The 4,209-nt window shown below is 66.7% G+C and carries 2 protein-coding genes and 1 pseudogene; 1 reads left to right on the top strand and 2 read right to left on the bottom strand.

What is annotated here, in order from left to right:
• Positions 1 to 115: pseudogene (locus A9X05_RS31235) on the top strand (short chain dehydrogenase); the annotation flags it as partial.
• Positions 116 to 127: 12 nt separating this feature from the next.
• On the opposite strand, the gene leuS reads toward A9X05_RS31235, so the two are convergent.
• Together leuS and A9X05_RS20445 are read right to left on the bottom strand one after the other, a co-directional pair.
• Complete coding sequence (gene leuS, locus A9X05_RS20450; protein ID WP_067756345.1) at positions 128 to 3,040, bottom strand: leucine--tRNA ligase; 2,913 nt, start codon at positions 3,038 to 3,040, stop codon at positions 128 to 130.
• Positions 3,041 to 3,313: 273 nt separating this feature from the next.
• Positions 3,314 to 4,054, bottom strand: a complete 741-nt coding sequence (locus A9X05_RS20445) for an SOS response-associated peptidase (protein WP_067783787.1) — start codon at positions 4,052 to 4,054, stop codon at positions 3,314 to 3,316.
• Positions 4,055 to 4,209 lie beyond the last annotated feature (155 nt).

The raw sequence follows: 4,209 nt of genomic DNA, 5'->3' as shown, positions 1-4,209 counted from the left end.
CGACGCCGCTAAGTTTCTCAAGCCAGAGACGGTCGCTGCCGCGGTAGCCAATGTGGTGGCCACTCCCCCAGACGGCCACGTCCACGAGGTCGTGCTGCGGCCCGCAGGCCATTGACTCGGCTACTCGCTAGACGACCAGGTTGACCAGCCGGCCCGGGACGACGATCACTTTGCGCGGATTGGCGCCCGCCAGGAATGCCTGAACCTTCTCGTCCGACAACGCCGCGGCTTTCAGCGTGTCTTGGTCGGCATCGGCGGCGACCACCACGCGCCCCCGCACCTTGCCGTTGACCTGGACCGGGTATTCGACACTGTCGTCGACCAGGTAGGCCGGATCGGCTTGCGGGAACGGGCCATGCGCCAGCGACGTGGTGTGGCCAAGCCGCAGCCACAGTTCCTCGGCCAGGTGCGGGGCCAGCGGCGCCAGCATCAGCACCAGCGGCTCGACCGCCGCGCGCGGTACCGCGTCGCGGTGCTCCTTGGTCAGGTGGTTCGTGTACTCGATCAGTTTGGCCGCCGCGGTGTTATTCCGCAGTGCCGCATAGTCTTCCGAAACTCCCGCGATGGTGCGGTGCAGCGCGCGCAAGGTTTCGGTGTCGAGCTCTTGTTGGCCGGCCACATCGACCACCCGTGTAGCGCCGGTCTGCTCGTCCACCACCAGCCGCCACACACGCTGCAGGAAGCGTTGCGCCCCGACGACGTCCTTGGTGGCCCAGGGGCGGGAGGCTTCCAAGGGGCCCATCGACATCTCGTATACCCGCAGCGTGTCCGCGCCGTACTCGTCGCAAATCTCGTCCGGAGATATCGAATTCTTCAGGCTCTTACCAATTTTGCCGAACTCCTGGAAGACCTCGATCTCGCCGCCGGGAGCCGGGTAGAAGAAGCGGCCGCCCCGTTCGACAACCTCGTCGGCGGGGACATACGAGCCTCGCGAGTCGGTGTAGGCGAAGGCTTGGATGTAGCCCTGGTTTACCAGGCGGCGGTAGGGCTCCTTGGAGCTGACGTGTCCCAGGTCGTACAAGACCTTGTGCCAGAACCGCGCATACAGCAGGTGCAGCACCGCGTGTTCGGCGCCGCCGACGTAGAGGTCGACACCGCCGGGGTCCTGCGGGCCGTGCTCGTCGGGCCGCGGACCCATCCAATACGCTTCGTTCTCCTTGGCGCACAGCCGTTCCGAGTTGTAGGGATCGGTGTAGCGCAGTTCATACCAGGAGCTGCCGGCCCACTGCGGCATCACGTTGGTGTCGCGGGTGTAGGGCTGCAAGCCGTTGCCGAGGTCCAATTCCACGTGCACCCACTCGGTGGCCTTGGCCAGTGGAGGTGACGGCTCGCTGTCGGCGTCGTCGGGGTCGAACAGCACCGGCGAGTAGTCCGGCACGTCGGGCAGCTCGACTGGCAGGGCGGCTTCGTCGAGCGCATGAGCGCGACCGTCGCTGTCGTACACGATCGGGAACGGCTCGCCCCAGTAGCGTTGCCGGGCGAAAAGCCAGTCCCGAAGCTTGAATTCGATGCGGGCCCAGCCGCGGCCATCCGCCTCCAGACGCGCGGTGATCGCTTTCTTCGCCGTCGGCACGTCCATCCCGTCGAGGTAGCCGGAGTTGACCAGCATGCCGTCGCCGGGATAGGCGGCTTCCGAAACATCACCGCCGGCAATGACTTCCACGATGGGAAGGCCGAACTGGTGGGCGAAGTCCCAGTCGCGCTGATCGTGGCCCGGAACCGCCATGATGGCGCCGGTCCCGTATCCGGCCAACACGTAGTCGGCGATGAAGATCGGCACCGGCTCGCCGTTGGCGGGGTTGCGCGCGTAGCTGCCCAGGAAGACGCCGGTCTTCTCCTTGCTCTCCTGCCGCTCGAGATCCGACTTCGCCGCGATCGCCTGCCGGTAGTCGGCGACGGCCTGGGCCGGCGTCGCGGCGCCGTAGGTCCACCGCGGGTCGGTCCCCTCCGGCCAGCCGGCGGCAATCAGCCCGTCGACCAGGTCATGCTCGGGAGCCAGCACCAGGTAGGTGGCGCCGAACATCGTGTCCGGCCGGGTGGTGAAAACCTCGATGTCGACCGTCTCGCCACTGGTGTTGCGCGCCGAGAACAGCGCCCGGGTGCCGATGGAGCGGCCAATCCAGTTGCGCTGCATGGTTTTCACCGGTTCCGGCCAGTCGAGCAGATCCAGGTCGTCGAGCAGCCGGTCGGCATAGGCGGTGATCCGCATCATCCACTGCCGCAATCGTTTCCGGAACACCGGGAAGTTGCCGCGGTCGCTGCGACCGTCGGCGGTCACCTCCTCGTTGGCCAGTACCGTGCCCAATCCCGGACACCAGTTGACCATCGAGTCGGCCCGGTAGACCAACCGATGGCTGTCGATGACGTCGGCCCGCTCCCCCGCCGACAACGCAGACCATTGGCGGCCGTCTTCGAGCTGCCTTGCGCCGGAATCGAATTCCGCGATCAGCTCTGCGATCGGGCGGGCCTTGTTGGCCGCGGTGTCGAACCAGGCGTTGTAGATCTGCAGGAAGATCCACTGCGTCCACTTGTAGAACTCGACGTCGGTGGTGGAAAAGCTGCGCCGGCTGTCGTGACCGAGGCCCAGCCGGCCCAGCTGACGGCGAAAGTTCACGACGTTGGCCTCGGTGCGGGTGCGCGGATGGGTGCCGGTTTGCACGGCGTATTGCTCGGCGGGCAGCCCGAAGGAGTCGAACCCCAACGCGTGCAGAACGTTGCGCCCGGTCATCCGGAAGTAACGGGCGTAGACGTCGGTGGCGATGTAGCCCAGCGGGTGGCCGACGTGCAGCCCCTCCCCGGAGGGATAGGGAAACATGTCCTGCACGAACAACTTGTCGGCGGGAACGGGGGTGCCGTCCGCCGGGGCCAACGATCCGACCGGGTTGGGCACGTTGAACGTGCCGAGCTTGGCCCAGTTCTCCTGCCACGTGCTTTCGATACGGCCCGCCAGCGCCGCGGTGTAGCGATGCGTCGGCGCGTCGGAGTCCGGCTGAACGGCGCCGGGGTTGCTCTCGGCCGCAGTGGTCGGGGAGTCGGTCACCTGAACAGGGTATAAGGGAACCCCGGCCCGCCCGCCGGGCCACAGGATGGTCTCGGTTCCGTTGCGCACCGATCAGAGGTTCATCCCAGGTCGATTTCGAGCCTATTCACGGCCTTTGACCTGTAGTTACAGTCGGCCTCTGACAAGCCTGCTGGCAGTGCGCCATTGGAAGGACCGAGGCAGATGATCGAGATCGTCCCCGCCCGCCGTGCGCTCCTCGGGGGTATGGTCGCCGGACTGATCGCCACGGCGGTCGTCACGGGCGCCAACGCGTCAGCTGACCCGGTGCTTCCTGCCCCGTCGCCCGTTCCCGCCCTCCCGGCTCCGCAGCATGCCGCCGTCACGCCCGGGCAGGTACCCACCAATCGGATCGTCGTTGGCTACGTTGCCGACCCGGCGGTTCGCCGGGGCGAGGGTCAGCTCAGCCGGGTCCAGCGGGATCGCCAGTTGCAGCACCTCGTCCGGTCGCTGGATACGCCGATCGAGCCAAGCGGTCTCGTGCCGACGACTCAGGATAATCGGCACGCGGTCGTGGATCTCCGCCAGATGCCCCTCGGCCGGAGCAGTCAGGATGGCGCAAGTGCTGAGCCTGGAGCCGTCGGGCGCGGCCCACGATTCGTAGATCGCGGCCATGCTGAACAAAGCGCCGTCCTTGCGCCGGATGCGCATCGGGCGCTTGCCGTCCGCCGTCTGCTGCCATTCGTAGTAGCCGTCCGCCGGGACGAGGCACCGCTTGCGGCGGAGCGCCTCGCGGAAGGCCGGACGCTCCGCGACGGTCTCGACCCGGGCGTTCAGCATTTTGCTCCCAATCTTCGGGTCCTCGGCCCAAGGCGGCACGAGCCCACACTTGAGGAGCCCCAGCCGGTTGCGGGTGCCGTCGTTCACGATCGCCGGCACCATCTGACCCGGCGCGATGTTGTATCGGGGACCGTAGGGGGATCCCGCGGAGTCGTCGGCCGCATAATAAGCGAGCAGTTCTTCGAACGAAATCGTGATCGTGTAGCGTCCGCACATCTGCGTGCAACCCTCTTTCTTTTCGCGCCAAGGCAGGTCGTTTGGGAAGTAGTATACCGCAACGGCCGCCAGATGGGAAGAGTTCCGGAGGGGACGCGGAAATCGCCGAAAACGAAGAGGTGCCGTTCAACGGCTTTCCGCGATACGGGAGCGCG

The sequence above is a fragment of the Mycobacterium sp. E3298 genome, from assembly GCF_001666895.1.
In the GTDB taxonomy this organism is placed as follows: domain Bacteria; phylum Actinomycetota; class Actinomycetes; order Mycobacteriales; family Mycobacteriaceae; genus Mycobacterium.
This window is presented reverse-complemented; position numbering and strand designations above follow the sequence as displayed.

What these genes read in the sequence shown, in the direction of transcription:
- A9X05_RS20445 (WP_067783787.1), bottom strand. Translation starts at nt 4,054, where the DNA reads ATGTGCGGACGCTACACGATCACGATTTCGTTCGAAGAACTGCTCGCT.